General features: G+C 75.9%; 18 protein-coding genes and 1 pseudogene. 13 read left to right on the forward strand and 6 right to left on the reverse strand.

Annotation, left to right across the window (positions count from 1 at the left end):
• Positions 1 to 15: 15 nt before the first annotated feature.
• The gene (locus tag BCL65_RS02025) at positions 16 to 696 is read right to left on the reverse strand and encodes a response regulator (RefSeq protein WP_106264682.1); all 681 of its coding nucleotides are present in this window, start codon (positions 694 to 696) and stop codon (positions 16 to 18) included.
• Positions 693 to 2,114, reverse strand: coding sequence for a sensor histidine kinase (locus BCL65_RS02030; RefSeq protein WP_106264684.1), 1,422 nt, complete (start codon positions 2,112 to 2,114; stop codon positions 693 to 695). The genes BCL65_RS02025 and BCL65_RS02030 overlap by 4 nt, the downstream gene beginning before the upstream one ends.
• Before the next feature lie 143 nt (positions 2,115 to 2,257).
• Here BCL65_RS02030 and BCL65_RS02035 point away from each other — a divergent pair, with 143 nt between their 5' ends.
• The 10 genes and pseudogenes from BCL65_RS02035 to BCL65_RS02080 form a co-directional block, all read left to right on the forward strand.
• Positions 2,258 to 2,920: a phosphatase PAP2 family protein gene (locus BCL65_RS02035; protein WP_106264686.1), complete on the forward strand. Its 663-nt coding sequence runs from the start codon at positions 2,258 to 2,260 to the stop codon at positions 2,918 to 2,920.
• Positions 2,921 to 2,933: 13 nt separating this feature from the next.
• On the forward strand, positions 2,934 to 3,560 hold the full coding sequence (locus tag BCL65_RS02040) for an ArsR/SmtB family transcription factor (protein WP_106264688.1): 627 nt from the start codon (positions 2,934 to 2,936) through the stop codon (positions 3,558 to 3,560).
• Complete coding sequence (locus BCL65_RS02045; protein ID WP_106264690.1) at positions 3,557 to 4,849, forward strand: MFS transporter; 1,293 nt, start codon at positions 3,557 to 3,559, stop codon at positions 4,847 to 4,849. The genes BCL65_RS02040 and BCL65_RS02045 overlap by 4 nt, the downstream gene beginning before the upstream one ends.
• A gap of 89 nt (positions 4,850 to 4,938) precedes the next feature.
• Positions 4,939 to 5,754 (forward strand): pilus assembly protein FlpE, encoded by an 816-nt coding sequence (locus BCL65_RS02050; protein WP_181340693.1) that lies wholly within the window; start codon positions 4,939 to 4,941, stop codon positions 5,752 to 5,754.
• Between the two features lie 62 nt (positions 5,755 to 5,816).
• A complete protein-coding gene (locus BCL65_RS02055) occupies positions 5,817 to 6,971 on the forward strand; it encodes a TadA family conjugal transfer-associated ATPase (RefSeq protein WP_106265163.1) in 1,155 nt (384 codons plus the stop codon).
• The gene (locus tag BCL65_RS02060) at positions 6,965 to 7,633 is read left to right on the forward strand and encodes a hypothetical protein (protein WP_243400790.1); all 669 of its coding nucleotides are present in this window, start codon (positions 6,965 to 6,967) and stop codon (positions 7,631 to 7,633) included. The genes BCL65_RS02055 and BCL65_RS02060 overlap by 7 nt, the downstream gene beginning before the upstream one ends.
• The gene (locus tag BCL65_RS02065; RefSeq protein ID WP_243400791.1) at positions 7,630 to 8,301 is read left to right on the forward strand and encodes a type II secretion system F family protein; all 672 of its coding nucleotides are present in this window, start codon (positions 7,630 to 7,632) and stop codon (positions 8,299 to 8,301) included. Before BCL65_RS02060 ends, BCL65_RS02065 begins: the two co-directional genes overlap by 4 nt.
• Before the next feature lie 96 nt (positions 8,302 to 8,397).
• Complete coding sequence (locus BCL65_RS02070) at positions 8,398 to 8,631, forward strand: DUF4244 domain-containing protein (protein ID WP_106264692.1); 234 nt, start codon at positions 8,398 to 8,400, stop codon at positions 8,629 to 8,631.
• Positions 8,628 to 8,978, forward strand: a complete 351-nt coding sequence (locus tag BCL65_RS02075) for a TadE family type IV pilus minor pilin (protein ID WP_106264694.1) — start codon at positions 8,628 to 8,630, stop codon at positions 8,976 to 8,978. The genes BCL65_RS02070 and BCL65_RS02075 overlap by 4 nt, the downstream gene beginning before the upstream one ends.
• Positions 8,975 to 9,334: pseudogene (locus tag BCL65_RS02080) on the forward strand (Rv3654c family TadE-like protein); the annotation flags it as partial. The gene BCL65_RS02075 and the pseudogene BCL65_RS02080, both read left to right, overlap by 4 nt.
• Positions 9,335 to 9,352: 18 nt before the next feature.
• On the opposite strand, the gene BCL65_RS02085 reads toward BCL65_RS02080, so the two are convergent.
• Positions 9,353 to 10,219 (reverse strand): HpcH/HpaI aldolase/citrate lyase family protein, encoded by an 867-nt coding sequence (locus BCL65_RS02085; RefSeq protein WP_181340694.1) that lies wholly within the window; start codon positions 10,217 to 10,219, stop codon positions 9,353 to 9,355.
• A gap of 16 nt (positions 10,220 to 10,235) precedes the next feature.
• Positions 10,236 to 12,797, reverse strand: a complete 2,562-nt coding sequence (locus BCL65_RS02090; RefSeq protein ID WP_243400792.1) for a DEAD/DEAH box helicase — start codon at positions 12,795 to 12,797, stop codon at positions 10,236 to 10,238.
• 224 nt (positions 12,798 to 13,021) lie between these two features.
• On the opposite strand from BCL65_RS02090, the gene BCL65_RS02095 reads away from it, so the two are divergent.
• Together BCL65_RS02095 and BCL65_RS18415 are read left to right on the forward strand one after the other, a co-directional pair.
• Positions 13,022 to 13,870 (forward strand): LPXTG cell wall anchor domain-containing protein, encoded by an 849-nt coding sequence (locus BCL65_RS02095; RefSeq protein WP_106264698.1) that lies wholly within the window; start codon positions 13,022 to 13,024, stop codon positions 13,868 to 13,870.
• A gap of 211 nt (positions 13,871 to 14,081) precedes the next feature.
• Positions 14,082 to 14,930: a transglycosylase family protein gene (locus BCL65_RS18415; protein ID WP_181340695.1), complete on the forward strand. Its 849-nt coding sequence runs from the start codon at positions 14,082 to 14,084 to the stop codon at positions 14,928 to 14,930.
• 18 nt (positions 14,931 to 14,948) lie between these two features.
• Here the strand turns inward: BCL65_RS18415 and BCL65_RS02105 are convergent, their stop codons facing one another.
• The gene (locus tag BCL65_RS02105; protein WP_106264699.1) at positions 14,949 to 16,292 is read right to left on the reverse strand and encodes a M18 family aminopeptidase; all 1,344 of its coding nucleotides are present in this window, start codon (positions 16,290 to 16,292) and stop codon (positions 14,949 to 14,951) included.
• A 95-nt stretch (positions 16,293 to 16,387) separates the two neighbouring features.
• Positions 16,388 to 17,344, reverse strand: a complete 957-nt coding sequence (locus tag BCL65_RS02110) for a glycoside hydrolase family 19 protein (protein WP_106264700.1) — start codon at positions 17,342 to 17,344, stop codon at positions 16,388 to 16,390.
• A gap of 245 nt (positions 17,345 to 17,589) precedes the next feature.
• Between BCL65_RS02110 and BCL65_RS02115 the strand changes: the two genes are divergently transcribed.
• Entirely contained in the window at positions 17,590 to 18,387 is a 798-nt protein-coding gene (locus BCL65_RS02115) for an alpha/beta fold hydrolase (protein WP_106264702.1), read from the forward strand.

An 18,387-nucleotide genomic window follows, 5' to 3' on the forward strand; every position in this document is an offset into this window, starting at 1 on the left:
CCTACGGCCTGCGGCTCAGACCTCGTCGGCCCGTACCGCCACGAGCGCCGCCTCGACGCGGTTGCGCACCTCGGTGGTCCGCAGGATCGAGGTGACGTGCACCTTGACGGTGCCCTCGGCCAGATGCAGCGCCGCCGCGATCTCGGTGTTCGTCAGGCCTCGTCCGACGAGCCGGAGCACGTCCTGCTCGCGCGGCGTGAGCCGAGCGAACCGTGCTCTGGCGCGATGTGCCGCGTCGAGGGCGGCGGTGCGTCGCACGGTGAGCAGGCGGCGGGCCACGGCGGGGGAGAAGAACGCCCCGCCGCCGGCCACGGCGTGCACGCCCAGCAGCAGCTCGCGCGGGTCACCGGACTTCAGCACGAACCCGTCCGCACCCAGGGCCAGGGCCTCGGCGACGTAGTCGTCCTCACCGAACGTGGTGACGAACAGAACCGGTGCTCCCGACCCCTCGCGACGCAGCTCGGCCAGCACCTCGAGTCCGGACAGTCCTGGCATGCGGACGTCGAGGACCAGCGCGTCGAACCGGTGCGCCCGGGCCGCCGCGAGGGCCTCGTCCCCGGCGCCGGCCTCGCGCGCGACATCGATCCCCGCATCGGTCCGCAGGATGCCGACGACGCCGGCACGCGTCAGTGGTTCGTCGTCGGCCACCAGCACCCGGACCGGTCGCGCCTCCGGCCGGGCGTCGGACCCCGTCACCGGTCTGCCGGGGCGAGACGACCGGCGAAGGCGACGACGCCGTCGGTGAAGCACACGCGGTGGACGTCGCCGGAGGCGTCGTCGAACCTGGCGGTCGTGATCGCGTAGTCGTGGCACGTCGTCCCCGCCTCGGCAGCGGGAGGGGGCAGCAGCTCGTGCTCGGGCAGCAGGTGGGTGACGTCGTCGCGGGCGTCCCCGATCTCGATCCGGGCGAAGTCCTGCTCGGGGAGCAGAGCACGGTGGGCCTCGACCAGGGTGAAGGCCTCGACGGCGCCGAGGGCCGCGACGATCACCACGGTGGCCGCCAGGAGGACGACCCGGCCGCGCCGCCGCGCCCCGGACAGCAGTGCTGCCTCGCGCTCCGGCCCGTCGTCGTCCTCGTGGTCGTCATCGTCTGCTCCGTCGTCCGGGCGCGAGTCGTCGGTGAAGGCCTCGGCGGGCCGGCGCGTCGCGACGGTAGCGCGGAGCGTGAAGGTCTCGCCGTCGTCGCCGGCGTGGAGCGTGCCCCCGGCCCGTTCGAGGTGGCCGGTGAGAGAGGCCAGCCCGGTCCCGGACGTCCGGCCGGTGGGCGGGTGCGGGGCCAACGGGTTGCGGACGGTGACCACCAGCGGCCCCTCGCCGGCGACCGCGACGGTCACGGGCTGCCCGGGTGCGTGCCGGACGGCGTTGGTCAGGCCTTCCCGCAGCACCCGCACGAGCGACGCCCGGTCGGCCGTCCCGGGCAGCTCGTGGGACAGGCCGGTGACGCTGACGGCGGCGCCGGCACGCCGGGCCTCGGTGAGCAGGGCGACGACGTCGTCGGAGCGCGCCAGGCCGGGCGCGGCACCGCTGCGCAGCGAGTCGACCGACGTGCCGAGGCCGTCGACCGCACGAGCGAGCTGGCGGCGGGCGGCGGCCACCCGGTCCCGGGCGGGTCCCGTGAGGTCCGGGTCGAGCTCGAGGCGGCCGAGCTGCAGCGCGACGAGGCTGAGGTCGTGGCCCAGGTGGTCGTGCAGGGACTCGGCGAGCGCCAGTCGTTCGGCGTCGCGCCGCCGCCGCGCGGAATCCCGGCGCGCGTGCCGCTCTTGGGCCAGCCGCTCGACCGCCTGGCGGCGCACCTGGGTGCGCAGCCGCCACGCGTAGCCGACGAGCCACGGCACGCCGCCGCGTACGGAGGCGAACAACATCTCCCGGGCGGCCACGGCTGGATCGTTCCCCTGCGCGAGGGTCAGGAGCATGACCGTCGCCGTCGCCAGGAGGAACGCCGCCGCGCCGCGCCGCGCGCCGTCGTCGGACAGGCCGACGGCGCACGCGACGACCGCGAGCAGCAGAAACGTCCACGGCCGGGGCTGCGGCAGCGCGAGCAGGCCGGCGAGCACGACGACGGCGACCGGTCCGGCGAGCGGGCGCAGCCTCACCGGGAGGGGGCGGTCGTCCATGCGTCCATGATCGCCGACCCGAGGGCCCGCACGCGTCCGCCGAGAGGACGATCCCGGCCGTGCCCGCCTACGACCAGGGTCATAGCCGGGTCGTGCCCTCGGGGGGATCTGGCGCGTCCGGGCGCTCCGTAGCGTCCGTCGACATGTTCTCTCGAAGCCTCCCGCCCACCTCGGGCGACCGTGTCGCTCCAGCCGTGGTGGCCCTGCGTCCGGTCGGCCTGGTCGTCGGCATCCTCGTGCTCCTGTCGGCGACGACCTACACCGTGCGCGATCCCCTCTACCTCGCGCTGGCGGGCGCGGCCGGGTCGTCGTCCCTGTGGGGGCCCGTGGCCGGTCTGGTGGCAGGGAAGGGCCTGCTGGTCCTGGTCGCCGTGACCGCGTGGCTCGTCGTCCGGTCGTGGCGACGGGGGCGCCGCGTGTTCTGGACCCTGGCGGCTGCTGGTGCCGGCGTCGTCGGTGCCTATGTGACGAGCGAGGCCGTCAAGATGCTGGTCGCCGAGGAGCGGCCGTGCCGTGCCCTGGTGGTGCGGACCGTGCTCGCCTGCCCGCCTCCGGGTGACTGGTCGTGGCCCTCGAACCACGCGGTGATCGCTGCTGCGTTCGCGACGGCGTGCGTCGTCGCGGCACCCCGGACGGCCTGGTTCGTGGCGCCGGTGGCGGTCTCGATCGCCGCCGGCCGGGTCCTCGCCGGTGTCCACTACGTGCACGACGTGGCGGCCGGGCTCGCGCTGGGGGTGCTCGGGGTGGTGCTGGTAGTCCTGGTTGCCAGGCGGTGCACAACTCTTGTGCACAAGAGTCGTGCATGATTATTGTGCACGCATGGACACGAACCCGGAGCAGCCCTGGACCCGCCTCGACCTCACCGCCGAGTCGGTCAAGGTCCTGGCCCACCCGCTGCGCTCACGCCTGCTGAGCGCCCTGCGGCGCGGTGGCCCGGCGTCGGCCACGGCGCTCGCCGCCGAGCTCTCCACCAACACGGGCGCCACCAGCTACCACCTGCGCAAGCTGGAGTCGGTCGGGCTGGTGGAGGACACCGGCGGCGGCCGCGGCAAGGAGCGCATCTGGCAGGCGGCGACCGAGAGCCACGCCTGGTCCCACGCCGACCTCGCCGACGACGAGGACGCCCGCACGGCGCTCGGCTGGCTCGTGCGTGACTACCACCGGCAGTTCGACGTCGCGTACTCCCGCTGGCTCGACGTCGCCGAGTCCTGGCCGATGCCCTGGCAGGAGGTCTCCGGCATGGGCGACGCCTGGGTCGAGGTGACTCCGGAGCAGGCGCGCCAGATGCAGGCGGAGCTGGACGCCGTCGTCGCGCGGTACGCCCACGCGGGTGCCGAGGACCCCCGCGCGCGGCGCCTGCACCTGTACATGACGTCGTTCCCGCTCGAGCCGGACGACGTGCCGGCCACCGGAGGCGCCGACGGCACCGAGGACGCCGGCTCGTGACCGGGCTCACGCCGGCCGCCGCGCGCCGGGTCTTCCTGCTGCTGAGCGCCACCCGCTGGTTCCCCGTGGGCCTGGTCGTCGCCGTGACGACCCTCCTCCCGGTGGAGCGCGGGCTCACCGTGACGCAGACCCTGACGCTCGCGTCGGTGACCGGGATCGTCGTGTTCGCGCTCGAGCTGCCGACCGGCGGCACCGCGGACGCGTTCGGCCGCAAGCCCGTGCTCGTCGCCGCCGCGGCGACCCAGGTGGTCGCGGCGACCGTGTTCGCCGTGGCGGGCAGCTTCTGGCAGTTCGCCGTCGCGGCCGCCGCCACGGGGGCTTTCCGGGCGCTGGACTCCGGCCCGCTCGAGGCTTGGTTCGTCGACACCGTCCACGCGACCAGCCCGGGCGCCGACGTCGACCGCACCCTGGCACGGCACGGCGGCGTCGTGGGCCTGTCCGTCGCGTCCGGCGCGCTCGTCTCGGGGGGCCTCGTGTGGTGGCATCCCGTGACGGCCTGGTCCGCGCTCACCCTGCCGTACGTCGTCTACGCCGGGCTCGCCGTCGTGCACCTCGTCGCGGTGTGCCTCCTGCTCCGGGAGGTCCGTCCGGTGCCCGACGGCGGTGCCCGCTGCGGGGGAGCGGCCCGGCGTGCGCTCGCCTCGGCCCGCCAGACGCCCGCCGTCGTCGCCGACGGGCTGCGCCTGGCCGCCACCAACCGGGTGCTGCTCGGGCTGCTGCTCGTCGAGGTGTTCTGGTCGACAGCGATGGTCGTGTTCGAGTCGTTGCAGCCGATCCGGCTGGGCGAGCTCGTCGGCAGCGAGGCGCGCGCCGGCGCGATCATGGGACCGGTGGCATCCGTGGGGTGGGGCGTCTTCGCGCTCGGCTCGGCGCTCGCAGGCATGGCCTCCCGGCGCGTCGGGGTGGTGCGTGCGGCGATGGCGGCGCGCGTCCTCAACGGGCTCGGCGCGGTGTGGATGGGTCTGGTGGCCGGCCCGGCGGCCCTCGTGGTGGCCTACCTCGTCACCTACGCGCTGCACGGCGCGGCGGGCCCCCTGTACAACGCGCTGCTGCACCGCGAGGCCGCGTCGCGCAACCGCTCGACCGTGCTCTCTCTGGCGTCGATGACGGCCTTCGCCACCTATGCGATCGCCTCGCCCGCCCTCGGCTGGACCGCCGACCTGCTGTCCACCCCGACGGCGATGGTGCTCGGCGGCGCGGCGAGCGTGCTCGGCGTCTTCTGCTTCCTGCCCGCCCTGCGTCGCGAGCGCGAACTGCATCGTGCAGGCCAGGTCGCCCTGAGCGTGTAGCCCGCGGCGAGTCCGTCCCCAGGCGGGTCGTTCCACCGCCGGGCACACCCACCCGACGGCGGAGCCTCCGATCGCTCCAGGGTGGCGGCATGGACCACGCCACCGAACCACCCACCACCCCGCGGCCGGTGCCGGCCCGCCTCACCGCCGTCGTCGGCGCGTGCGGTGGTGCCGGCGCCAGCGTGCTCGCCGCAGCGCTCGCACGTGGCCTGCGGCGGCGGGTGGGCGCGGCCGCACTCGTGGACCTCGACGTGCCCGGCGCAGGGCTCGACGTGCTGCTCGGGGTCGAGGCCGACCCCGGTGCGCGCTGGCCAGACCTGGCCGACGCCCGGGGGAGCGTCGACGCGGAGGGTCTCGTGGCCGCACTGCCGCGCTGGCGCGCCGTGCCGCTGCTGTCGGGCACACGAGAGCGGGCGCCCCACGGCGGCCCCGACGACGCGGTGGTGCTGGACGTGGCGACGGCGCTGCTGCGGTCCGGCCATCGGGTGGTGCTCGACCTGCCACGGCCGTCCGGCTGGGGCGAGGCGACCCGCTCCCTCGTGACCGCCGCCGACGCGGTGGTCCTCGTCGTCCCGCTCACCGCGCCGGCGGTGGCCGGTGCGATGGCCACCCTGGCGGCACTCGACGCGCTCGGTACCGCCCCCGTGCACGTGGTGCCCCGCCGACCGGCCCCTGGCCGGGTCGACACGGCCGGGGTCGAGCGGGCGCTCGGCCGCCGGGCGGTCGCCACCGTGAGCTGGGACGGCCGCCTGGCCGCGGCGATCGAGCGCGGCGACGGTCCCCGCACCGGACGCCGCACCCCGCTGGGTGCGGCCGCCGAGCAGCTCGTGGACGCGCTCGCCCGCCCGGCCCGCACGTCCGGGGCGACGGTCGCGGCGGCCACGACCACCGGGGCGGTCGCGTGAGGGCCGCCGGGCCGGGCCGCGCCGGCACCGGACCCGCACCGGGGGACGGCGGCCGGTCAGCCGTGCTCGACCCCCTGCTCCTGGACGGGTTGCGCACCCGCCTCGGCGCCGCGGCCGGCACGCCCGACGACGCGGCGGTCGCCGACGCGCTGCGGGCCAGCGGTCGTGTCCTCGGCTCCGACGCGCTCGCCGAGCTCACCCGCGCCGCGCGGGCCGAGCTGTCCGGCGCCGGCCCGCTGCAGCCGCTCCTCGAGGAGCCGGGAGTCACCGACGTGCTCGTCAACGGTCCCGACGAGGTCTGGGTCGATCGGGGGGACGGGCTGCGCCGCAGCGACGTGCGGCTGGCGGGCGCCGCGGAGGTCCGGGCGCTCGCGGTCCGCATGGCCGCCGTCGCCGGGGCCCGACTCGACGACGCCAGCCCCGTGGTCGACGCGCGCCTCCCGGACGGGACCCGTCTCCATGCCGCGGTCGAGCCGATCGCACCCGCGGGTGCGGTGATCGCCCTGCGCGTGCTGCGCCAGGCCGTGCTCGACCTGCCGGCCCTCACCGCCCGCGGTGCCGTGCCCGCCGCGTGGGGGCCGCTCCTGGCCGGGCTCGTGGCCGGGCGGGCCAACCTGCTGGTCACCGGTGGGACGGGGACGGGCAAGACGACATTGCTCGCCGCGCTCCTCGGCCTGGTGCCGCCCGGCGAGCGCCTGCTCACGGTGGAGGAGGCCCGCGAGCTCGCGCCCGTCCACCCGCACGTGGTGGCGCTCGCGGCCCGGCGGGCCAACGTGGAGGGCACGGGCGAGGTCACCCTGACCGATCTGGTCCACGGGGCGCTCCGGATGCGGCCCGACCGGATCGTCCTCGGCGAGTGCCGCGGCGCCGAGGTGCGGGAGCTCTTGCTCGCCCTCAACACCGGGCACGACGGCGGGATGGCCACGGTGCACGCGAACGCCGCCGAGCACGTCCCGGCCCGCCTGGAAGCGCTGGCCGCGCTGGCCGGGATGCCACGTGCCGCCGTCGCCGCGCAGGCGGCCGCGGCCCTCGACGTGGTGCTGCACCTGCGTCGTCGTCGAGGCGTGCGGCACCTGGCGCAGGTGGCCGTGGTGCGGCTCGCCGCTCCGGGCGAGCTCGAGGTCCGTCCGGTGGCGACCTGGGACGGCCCCGGGACCGGGGACCCGGCGCCGGGACCCGGCTGGGAGGACCTGCTGAGGCGGTGGGGCCGGTGCTGAGCACGGCGCTGGTGGGCCTCGGTGTGGCCTGCGCGGCCTGGTGCGTCACGGTGCCCGGCGGTCGCCGTGCGGCGTCGCTCGTCGTCCCGTCGACGGCGCGCACGGGTCGCCGGCCGGGCGCCGGCTGGTGGCGCCAACTGACGCGGCGGTCCGAGCCCGAGGCGGACCAGGTGCGGCTGGCCGTGGCCCAGGTGGGTGCACTGCTGCGTTCCGGCGCGTCGCCGGCGGCGGCCTGGTCGCGGGCGCTCGGAGTACCGGTCGATGCCGACGGCCTCCCCGACCGTGAGGCGCTGGCCGCGACCGTCGGGGGTACCCGGCCCGCGCACGCCGTCGTCGCCGCGGCGCGGCTCGCCCGGGAGGTCGGTGCACCCCTGGGAGGCGTGCTGGAGGCCGTCGGCGCAGCTCTCGTCGCCCAGACCGAGGCCGACGCGGAACGCGAGGCGTCCCTCGCCGGACCGCAGGCCACGGCGCGTGTCCTGCTGTGGCTGCCGGCGCTCGGCGTGGTCCTCGGGACGGCGCTCGGCGCCGACCCCCTCGGTACCGCCACCGACGGCGGGATCGGCACCGCTGCGGTCCTGCTCGGCGTGCTCGCGCTCCTCGCCGGCCGGACCTGGACCCAGCGGCTCGTCGCCACTGCCCGGACGGCGGGAGCAGGTCCGTGAGCGCCGCACTGACGAGCCCTACGCTGACGAGCCCTGCGGTGCTGAGCACCGCCATGAGCCCTGCCGTTCTCGGCGTGCTGGTGGCCCTGGCCGCCTACGCCGGTCTGTCGCCGTGGCGGTGGGCGGCACGTGCGTCGAGCCGTCGGGTGTCGACGCTCGCCGCCGACCCGTCCCCGCGCGACGACCCGGCCGGGCAGGGTCCGGTGGCGCCGTCGATGGACGTGCCGTGCCTGCTCGAGCTGGTCGCGGCAGCGGTGCGGTCCGGCGCGGGCGTGCCGCGTGCGCTGGAGGCGGTGGCCGCGGCGGTCGACGGTCCGGACGGCCGCGCCCTCGCGCGGGTGGCCGCGGCGCTCCGGCTGGGCGCCGGGTGGGACGCGGCCTGGGCCGGCGCCTGTGGCGAGACCGGCCGTCCCGCGGCCCCGCACCGGCTCGACGTGCTGCGGCGTGCGCTGCGGGGTGCGTGGGTCGACGGCGCGGCACCCGGCGAGTCGCTGCGGGCCGCCGGGGCGGAGCACCGCCACGAGCGCCAGGCGGCCGCCCGGACGGCGGCCGCACGCCTGGCCGTCCGGCTCGTGCTGCCGCTCGGCCTCTGCTACCTGCCGGCCTTCGTGCTCGTCGGGCTCGTGCCCGTGCTGCTCGCGCTCGGCGTGGACCTGCTGTCCGGCTGAGCGTGCCCACCCGGCCGATGGTCGGGCGGATCGCCTCCGGTCGACCGGCCGGAGGCGCGGAAGCCGGGTGCGAGCCCGGTGGAGAAAGGAGAACGCATGACCGAGAAGACGCAGCGCGTCGACGACGACCTGGCCCCCGGGGTTCCGGCGGGAGCGCCCGGTACCGGCCGTTCCGACGCGCTCGACCCCGAGGCCGGCCTCGCCACCGCGGAGTATGCGATCGCGACGATCGCCGCCGTCGGGTTCGCGGGGCTGCTCATCCTGGTGCTCCAGAGCGACGCCGTGCGCGGCATGCTCGAGTCGATCATCAGCTCGGCGCTGTCGGTGTGAGCGCGCGCGACCGGAGAGAACGCGGCTCGGTGACGGCCGAGCTGGCCGTCGGCATGCCGGTGGTCGCCCTGCTCCTGGTCGCGGTGCTCACGCTCGCGGCCGCGTCCACCGCGCAGCTGCGCGCGGCGGACGCGGCCCGGGCGGGAGCCCGGCAGGCCGCCGTGAGCGGGGACCTCTCCGCCGCGCGCTCCGCCGTGGCACGGGTCGCCGGCGGCGACGCCGAGGCCACGGTGACCCAGGAGGGCGACTGGGTGCGGGTGGTCGTCACCCGGCCGGTCGTCGGCGGCTGGCTCGCCCACGGGCCGCTGCGGGCGACCGGCGAGGCCGTCGCCTGGGTAGAGCCATGACGGGTCCGCCTCGTGCCAGGAGCAGTGACCGCGAGCGCGGCGCCGGCACGGTGCTCGTCCTCGGGCTGGCGGCGGTGGTCCTTCTGCTCTGCACGGCGGTCGCGGCGCTGGGCGCGGCCCAGCAGGCGCGGTCCGCGGCTCGTTCGGCCGCGGATCTCGGTGCGCTGGCCGGAGCGACGGCGCTGCGCTGGGGACACGACGCCTGCACGACGGCGGAGCGCGCCGTCCGGCAGAACCACGCGCAGGTGGTGGCCTGCGACGTCGGGCACGGTGGCGTCGTGACGGTCACCGCCGCGCGGTCCGTGGCGGGCACCGCCGGGCCGTGGGACGCGGCCGGCCGCGCCGAGGCGACGGCGCGGGCCGGGCCCCGCCCGTCAGCTCGGGTCGATGCGGAACAGCTGGGCGCGCTCGGTGATGAGACGCGCGCGGGCGAGCCGCGGCTTGTCGGACCCGTCGCGGATGACCGACCCGGACGCCTCGAACTCCGCGAGGAAGTCGAACGCCCAGGCGACGTCGGCGGGCGCGGGGGACAGGACCTCGTTGACCACGGCGGGCTGCTCGAGGTCCAGGCAGAGGCGCCCCGTCATGCCCATCGCGACGGCGTCGCCCGACTGCTCGCGCAGCAGGGGGTGGCTGGAACCCACGGTGGGACCGTCGACGGGACCGGGCAGGCCGCCGATCCGGCTGGCGGTCACGAGCCGCGAGCGCGGGTAGGCCATCGCCAGCGGCTCGTTGGCCGCGCCGGTGTCGCGCCGGTAGTCGCCCGAGCCGAACGCGAGCCGGAAGGAACCGGGGGCGCGGGCGATGCTCACCGCGTCCTCGATCCCCAGCGCCGACTCGACGAGGGGCACCACGGGAAGGTGCCCGCCGAGCCGCTGCACGGTGTCGACCACCTGGTCGGGGCTCTCGGTCTTGGCGAGCATCACCCCGCAGAGGCCCTCGGCGTCGCGGAAGGCACGGACGTCGTCGGCCCAGGCGTCGGAGCCGCGTTCGTTGATGCGCACCCAGGCGCGGCCGCCGGAGGCGAACCAGTCCAGGACACCGCGACGGGCCTCGTCCTTGCGGGACTCGTCGACCGCGTCCTCGCAGTCGAGCACCAGCTGGTCGGCGCGCGAGAGCTGCGCGGCGTCGAAGTCGTCGTGGCGCAGCGCGTTGAGCAGCAGCCAGGAGCGGGCGTTGGCGGGATCCACACGCCGCGCCTCGCGGGTGCGGCGGAGCGCGGTCAGGTCGTCGGTGGTCACGCGACGATCGTAGGCGCTACGTCGCCACCGTCGGTGCCGACGACGGCGAGCCGTCCGGTGCGTGCCGGAGCAGCGCGTCCAGGACCCGCACGGCCGCCGCCTTGTCCAGCGGCGAGTTGTCGTTGCCGCACTTGGGCGACTGGACGCACGCGGGGCAGCCCGTGGCGCACGGGCAGGCGGCGACGGCCTCCCGCGTGGCGCGCAGCCACCGCTCGCCGAGCTCGTAGCCCCGCTCGGCGAACCCTGCCCCGCCGGGATAGGCGTCGTAGACGAACACCGTCGCCTCACCGGTGTCGGGGTGCTGAGCGGTGGAGACCCCGCCGAGGTCCCACCGGTCGCAGGTGGCCAGCAGCGGCAGGAGCCCGATGGCGGCGTGCTCGGCCGCGTGGAGCGCACCCGGCGTCTCGTCGGCGTCGACACCGGCGGCCCGCAGCACGTGGTCGGGGACCGACCACCACACGGCGGTGGTGCCCAGCGTCCGGGACGGCAGGTCGAGGGCCTCCGTGTCGAGGACCTGCATGTCCGGGATGCGACGCCGCTGGAAGCTCACGACCTGACTGGTGACCTCCACCGGACCGAGTCCCCAGGTGATCGGGCCCCACTCGCGCCGCTGCGGGGGGCGCGACCCCTCGGGGGCCGGGTGGTCGGGGTCGCCGGGTTCTTCGAGGGAGATCTCCATGACGTCGCGCGACCAGGTGCCGTGGTCCACGTCGCGGCGCACCACGAGCGCCACGTGGTCGTCCAGGTCCAGGTGGTCGACGACGTAGGTGACGCCCTGGTGGACGTAGACCGCGCCGTCGTGCACCTGACCGTCCGCCGACGCCGCGTCGACCGTCCCCAGCAGGCGGCCCGTGCTCGCCTCGACCACCCGCACCGGCCGTCCGCCGGACCCGCGCAGGTCCGCCATGCCGGCCGCCGGCTGGGCGTGCGTCCAGTACCAGCCGGAGGGGCGACGCCGCAGCAGGCCGCGGGCGACGAGCACGTCCAGCACCTCGCGGACCCGGGCGGGGTCGCCGAACCGGGCGAGGTCCTCGGCGCGCAACGGCACCTCCTGGGCCGCCGCGCAGAGCTGCGGGGCGAGGACGTAGGGGTTGCCGGGATCGAACACGGTCGCCTCGAGCGGGGCGTCGAACACCGCCTCGGGATGGGTGACCAGGTAGGTGTCCAGCGGGTCCTCGCGCGCGACGAACGCCACGAGGCCGTCGGCGCCGGCGCGTCCGGCCCGCCCGGCCTGCTGCCACAGGGACATCCGGGTCCCGGGCCAGCCCGCGACCAGCACCGCGTCGAGGCCGGAGATGTCGACGCCGAGCTCGAGCGCGTTGGTCGTGGCCAGCCCCAGGAGCTCGCCCGAGCGGATGGCCTGCTCGAGCTCGCGCCGTTCCTCCGGCAGGTAGCCGCCCCGGTAGGCGGCGACCCGGCCGGCCAGCTCGGTCGACACGGGACGCAGGTGGTCGCGGACCTGCTGGGCCACGGACTCCGCACCGCGGCGCGAACGCGTGAAGGCGAGCGTGCGGGCACCGTGCGCGGCGAGGTCGGCGAGCAGGTCGGCCACCTCGGCGGTGGCGGACCGGCGCGGGTGCTCGGCCGCGCCCTCGACGGTGAGGACGGCGTCGGTCTCGTTCGCCTCGGGGTCCAGGGGGTCCGGCAGGGCCCAGGGGTCCTCGTCCTGCGCCGTCGCGCCGCCGGAGCGCTCGAACGCCGGGCCCGTGAGCTCGGGCGGTTGCCAGAGGACGACGGTGCGCCGTCCCGCAGGTGAGCCGTCGTCGGTGACCTCGGTGACGTCGTCGGGCGAGGTCCCGAGGAGCCGGGCGACGCTCGCGGCGGGGTCCGCCGTCGTCGCGCTCGCCACGACGAACGTGGGCGCCGTGCCGCCGTAGTGCTCGGCGAGCCGCGCGAGCCGCCGCAGGACCAGGGCGACGTGGGCACCGAAGACGCCGCGGTACGCGTGCCCCTCGTCGACGACGACGTAGCGCAACCCGCGCAGCAGCCGCGTCCAGCGGCGGTGGGCGGGCAGCAGGGCGAAGTGGAGGAAGTCGGGGTTGGTGAGGACGACGTCGGCGTGCTCGGCGACCCAGCGGCGCTCCTCCGTGGGGGTGTCACCGTCGCACGTGGTGGCCCGGACGTCCCGGGTGCCGGCGGCGTCGAGGAGCCGGGTCAGCGCGGTCAGCTGGTCCGCCGCCAACGCCTTGGTGGGGGAGAGGTACAGCACCGTGCTGCGGCGGACCGTCGACTCGATGCGCCCCTGCCCGTCCCGCGCCGCGGCGTGTCCCGCACGCACGGCCGTCAGCGCGGGCAGCCAGAACGCCAGCGACTTGCCGGAGCCCGTAGAGCTCGCCAGTGCGACGTCCTCTCCCCGCCACGCGGCGTCCGCCGCGGCGACCTGGTGGGTCCAGGGACGCTCGACCCCGAGGGCCCGGTAGCCCGCCACGAGCTGCGGGTCGGACCAGCCGGGCCAGTCGGCGTGCTGCGCGGACCGCGCCGGGAATGTGCGGGCGTGCTTGAGCCGGTCGGCCCGGGCGCCCCGAGCGGTCAGCACGTCCAGCAACGGGTGGTCGGCGGACGGCGTCTCGGATGGCACGCCGACAGTCTCGCACCTGCCATTCACCCGCATCGCGTGCCACGGGGGAGGTCCGCTCGCACCGCCGACGTCTAAGATCGGTCGCGAAACCATCAGCCCGGTATGGCCGTCCTGTCGTCTTCATGCCATGAACCCGACATGTCTGTCTGTCCCGGCCGGACCACAGCTCCCGGAACACGCCTGGCGCCCTCGGCCGCTGGGCACCGCCCCGACGAAGGACTCGCATGCGCACGCTCCCGGCCGCCGCTCTCACCGCCGCTCTCGTCATCGCCCCGGCCGCCCTGGCCTGGGCGGGAGGCTCGGACGACGTCACGCCGTACCAGGTCACGGCCGAGGGCATCCAACTCCCCGACGGGGACGTCTTCCCGGACAACGGTCACGTCAACGTGCGGGCGTCGAAGAACGGCGCCCAGATCGGGCAGGCGCACTTCGAGGGCAAGTGCGTCGACCGCACGGACGCCGAGTGTGCCGGGACGCGGCACGAGGTCGCCCAGTACATCGGGCAGGGCTTCATCCCCTGGGCCGCGCTGGGTGTGGCGGCCGGTGAGTGCGTCGGTTGGGTGCAGGTGAGCCACTACGACGAGCACTTCGGCGAAGGCGGCCAGGAGCCGGTCTGCCTCGAGACCTCGGCCCCCGAGGAGACCCCGGAGCCCGTGGTGACCCCGGAGCCCAAGCCGACGCCGGAGTTCCCCGACACGCCCCCGGTCGTTCCGGGCGAGCCCGTCGAGCCGGGAACCGACCCCACGCCCACCGAGCCGACGGAGGGTACCGAGCCCACCGAGCCCGTCGCGCCGAGCGAGAGCCCGGCCCCGGTCGTGGACGAGGGCGACGACACCGGCGAGTCGGACGGCACGATCGGTCGCCCGCAGGGTGTGGCGGTCACACCGGGTGCCCCGGACGCTTCCGGGGACGCGGCCGAGGTGAGCGCAAGGTCGGCTGAGCAGGTCCGCGCGCAGACCACCGCGGAGCTGCCGCAGACCGGCGCGACGGTCACCGGCGTCGTCGTCGCGGCAGTCGCCCTCGTGCTGGGAGGTCTCGGCGTCCTGACGGTACGCCGCCGCCGCCGCGCCTGATCGGGCGACACCCGAGTCCGGCCCGTCCGACGGCGGGCCGGCCCGGTGGCTCTATCGCCGTTCGCAGGGCATAAGCGAAGAATGATTGACCTGACCGTTCAGAAGCATTTGTCTATTCTTCGATGAATGGTTTGAGGAATGGTCATGGACGTCTTGTGAAAGAAGTCCCGACCGGGCTGTTATCCGTTCGTGACCATCGTTCCCTGGTCTCATGCCCACCACCAGGACCCGGCGGCTCGCTGCTGCCCTCACGGCGGCCACCGCCGTCGCCCTCGCCCCGCTCGCGGTCGCTCCGGCGAACGCCGCCGCAGCCCCTGCCGCGGCGTCCGCGCTCCCGGCGACCACCGCGGCCACCCTCCCGGCGGCCGTACCGCCGAGCGCCGCGCCCGCCGCCGCCGTCGGCCCCCTCGCCGCGGCGTCCCGGGGCACCGTGCGCTGGGTCAAGGCCGACCGGGCCAAGGTCACGAAGAAGCGCGACCGGTCGAGCCGCGTCGTGGCCCGGCCGGACGACGGCACGCGGCTGACGGTGCTCGAGCGCCGCACCCGTCTGCTGGAGGTCCGGCTGCCGAACGGGAAGGTGGGTTGGATCGGCAAGCGCCACGTGACGGCCACGCCGTTGCGCGACGTCGGCGGCCAGCGGTTCACGACCAAGCGGGTCGCGATCACCCGCGAGGTCCGCGGGGCGTCCCGCACCGTGGCGCGAGCGGCCCTGGGCACGAAGGTCACCAAGCTCGCTCGGACCACCGGCCGTGACGTCAACCGCGTCAAGGTCGAGCTGCCCGGCGGGAAGACCGGCTGGGTGTCGGCGAAGAAGCTCCGGACCCGCGACGTGTGGGGCCAGCTCGCGCGGTGCGAGTCCGGCGGCCGGCCCGGGATCGCCACGGGCAACGGCTACTACGGCATGTACCAGTTCACCGCCAGCACGTGGCGGGCCGTCGGCGGCTCGGGCCTGCCGCACCGCCACAGCGCCCGTGAGCAGACCAAGCGCGCGCAGATCCTCCAGGACCGCGCCGGCTGGGGGCAGTGGCCGCACTGCACCCGCAAGCTGGGGCTGCGGTAGGGACCACACAGCGCCGCGTCACCGGACGAGCACGGCGCCCATCGCTCGCGCGAGGTACCACGGGTCGACGACGGCGGTCAGCTCGCGGGCGGAGTGCATCGACAGGATCGGCACGCCGACGTCCACGACGCGGATGCCGAGCCGCGTGGCGGTGATCGGCCCGATGGTGGACCCGCACGGGATCGTGTTGTTCGAGACGAACTCCTGGGTGGGCACGCCCGCGGCGTCGCACGCCGCCTGCCAGAGCGCCGCCCCGTGGGCGTCCGTGGTGTAACGCTGGTTGGCGTTGATCTTGAGGATGGGGCCGCCGCCCGCCCGCGGGTGGTTGGCGGGGTCGTGCCGCTCCGGGTAGTTCGGGTGCACGGCGTGGCCGACGTCGGACGAGACGCACACCGACGAGGCCAGCGCCCGACGGCGGTCCTCGCCGCCCGCCCCGAGGGCCCGGGAGACGCGGCCCAGCACGTCGGCGAGGAACGGTCCGGCGGCGCCCGAACGCGACTCCGAGCCGATCTCCTCGTGGTCGAACGCGGCCAGCACGGCGACGCCGGTGAGGTCCGCGGGCGTGGCGCCGAGCAGCGCAGTGAGCGCCGCGTGGGTGGACAGCAGGTTGTCCAGACGGCCCGAGGCCCACAGCTCCTCGTGCGTCCCGAACGCGCGCGGTGCCTGGGTGTCGGCGACCACGACGTCGTAGCCGAGGATGTCGGCCGGGTCGACGGTGGCGCCGTCGGGCAGCTCGGCCCGCGCGGCCAGCGCGGCGAGCACGTCGGCGTCGCCGACCTCGCCCAGGCCGATCACCGGCTGCGTGTGGCGCTGCTTGTCGAGCGTGAGGCCGTCGTTGACCTGGCGGTCGAGGTGGATCGCGAGCTGCGGGATGCGGGCGAACGGCCCGGTGCGGACCAGGTGCTCCGTGCCGTCGCGGGTGACGAGGCGCCCGGCGAGCTCGAGCTCGCGGTCCAACCAGGAGTTGAGCAGCGGCCCGCCGTACACCTCGACGCCGGCCTGCACCCAGCCCTCGCGCCCGGTGGTGGGCCGCGGCTTGAGCTTGAACCCGGGGGAGTCCGTGTGCGTGCCGAGCACCGTGAACGGGGTGGTCGCCCCGGCCGAGGGCGGCACGACGAAGGCGATGGCCGAGCCGTCGCGCACGACGACGTAGCGGCCGCCCGGGACGACGTCCCAGGTGTCCGTCTCGGCCAGCGGTACGAACCCGGCGGCCTCGGCGCGGCGGGCCACCTCGGCGGCCGCGTGGTACGACGACGGCGCGGCGGTGACGAACGCGCCGAGGTCCTCGGCGTGCGCCCGGGCCTCCGCGGGAACCTCGGGGTGCGGGTGCGGTGCAGGGGTGACGGGGGTGTTCTCCGGCATGGGGGAATCCTCGCACGCGCGCACGGGTCGGTCGGGGGCACGGACCGACGAGGGGCCGACGGCGGTGGGTCCCGCCGTCGGCCCCTGCGGCGAGGTCAGCAGCCGAGGTTGCCACCCGTCGTCGTGCCGAGGATCTGCGCGAAGCGCTGGAACGAGGCGATCCGGCTCTGCACCTGGGCCGGGTTGCCGCCGTCGCACTCCAGGGCGCCGTTGATCGAGCGGATCGACTCGCCGAACCCGGCGCCGGTCACGATCGCCTGGTGGCCGGTCAGGGTGCCGGGGCCCGACTGGGTGTTCCAGTACCAGAGCCCGGTCTTCCAGGCGACGGCCGGGTCGGTCTCGACGAGGTAGGGGTTGTTGAGCAGGTCGATGCCCAGGGCGTCGCCCGCGGCCTTGTAGTTGTAGTTCCAGGAGAGCTGGATCGGGCCCTTGCCGTAGTAGGCCGACTGACCGGCGGGGCACCCGAACGGCTGCGTGGTGTCGCAGTAGTGCGGGTAGTTGGCCTCGTTGATCTCCTTGACGTAGCGCAGCCCGCCCGTCTCGTGGTCCACGTTGGCCAGGAACGCGGCGGCCTCCCGCTTCGCGATCTCGGGGCCGCCGGCCGCGGCGAAGTCCGGGTACGCGCCGAGGGCGTCGACGAGGCCCTGGTAGGTGTAGAACGCGTTCCGCTGCGGGAACATCTGGTCGAACTGCGCGGCGGAGACCACGAAGTCACCGGGGTCGACGGGCGGGTCCGTGGGGTCGGGCGTCGAGCCGCCGTCGCAGGCGCCCGCGGAGCGCCAGACGCCCCACTGGCCGGTGGTGCCTGGCGTCTCGCCGAGCGTCCACCACTGCGCGTCCCAGTTCTCGCCGCCGTGCGACACGACGTCGCCGGCGGTGTACACGGTGCCCGCCGACCAGGCGGGCGCGCAGCTCGCGGCGGAGGCCGACGCGGCGGGACCGGCGGTGGTCCAGGCCAGCGCGCCCGCGGCGGCGACCACGAGGGCGGTGAGGGCGGAGAAGGTGCGACGCACTGCGGCGCCGCGGAGGTCAAAGGCTGTCGATCGGGTCATGGCGAACCTTTCGTCAGGGATGCTCACAGAACCGAGTCTGGGACGCCGCCCAGCGATGGACAACACCCGTACACCGACGCCTGACCGTGTGGAAAACCCTTAGCGAGCGACGCCGTGCGGGCCTCGGGTGCGACCCGACGCCGCGGACTGCCGTCGACGATGGTCGTGCGACCGCGCGGCCACCTCCGTACCGTCGTAGGTGGAGGGCGGCGGCGAGGCCGGGCTCCGGTGGGAGGAGGCGCGCCATGGTGAGGCACCGGTCCGTGCACGGTGTCGACGTCGCGTACCGCCGCGCGGGCGAGGGTCCGCCGCTCGTCCTGGTGCACGGGGCAGGAGAGGACGGCCGCCTGTGGACTCCGCAGCTGCGGTCGCTCTCGGACGAGCTCACCGTGGTGGCGTGGGACGAGCCGGGCGCAGGGGGCTCGGGCGGGCTGCCCGAGGGTTTCGCGCTCGCCGACTACGCCGACGTGCTGGCCGGCCTGATCGTCACCCTCGGGCTCGCACCGACCCCCGTGTGCGGGCTCTCCTGGGGCTCGACGGTCACCCTCGAGCTGTCCCGGCGGCACCCCGAGCTCGTGTCCGGCCTGATCCTGACCGGCGCCTACGCCGGATGGAAGGGATCGTTGCCGGCCGCTGAGGTCGCTGCACGCGTCGCCGCCCTCGAGCCCCTGCTGGCAGCACCCGAGGGCGAGGTCGACCTGGTCCTGCCCGACCTGTTCGCCGCGGGGCCGCCCGGCCCGTTCACGGCGCTGGTCGATGCGATGGCGGCGAGCGTGCGCCGTGACAGCCTGCGCACCCAGCTGGCCATCATGGCCGCGACGGACCTGAGTGCCCACCTGCCAGCGGTCCGGGTGCCGACGTTGCTGCTCTGGGGAGAGCTGGACGCCCGGTCGCCGCTCCGTGTGGCGCACGAGATGGCGCGGGTGATCCCGGGGTCGACGCTCGTGGTGATCCCGGAGTGCGGGCACGTCACGAACCTCGACCGGCCCGACGAGTTCGACCGGGCGGTCCGTGCGTTCTGCCGAGGGCTGCCCACCCGGTGA

The sequence above is a fragment of the Isoptericola halotolerans genome (assembly GCF_003003075.1).
Lineage (GTDB): Bacteria > Actinomycetota > Actinomycetes > Actinomycetales > Cellulomonadaceae > Isoptericola > Isoptericola halotolerans_A.